Annotated in this window: 1 pseudogene; it reads right to left on the minus strand. The window is 35.4% G+C overall.

Annotated features, from left to right (window positions below):
- Positions 1-263 (minus strand): annotated as a pseudogene (locus tag AAEY62_RS23070) (sensor histidine kinase); the annotation flags it as partial.

The raw sequence follows: 263 nt of genomic DNA on the forward strand, positions 1-263 counted from the left end.
GCTTAAAGGGTTGTTTATTTCGTGTGCAACGCCTGCCGCCATTTGCCCTAACGAAGCCATTTTTTCAGAGTTGATTAACACTTGTTCAATGTTACTTTTTTTTTCTTCCATTTCTTTTTGTTTAACAAGTAAATTTCGTTTTTCAAATTGTGAAATTGTATTCCCTGCAAAGCTGACAAAGCGTTGCATTAAAGTAATATCGTGCTGATTAAATGCGCCAATTGTTTCTGAAAAAATATAGAGCTGGTAGCTTTCTGTACTGG

It is taken from the genome of Pseudoalteromonas sp. GW168-MNA-CIBAN-0100 (assembly GCF_040309225.1).
Lineage (GTDB): Bacteria > Pseudomonadota > Gammaproteobacteria > Enterobacterales > Alteromonadaceae > Pseudoalteromonas > Pseudoalteromonas arctica.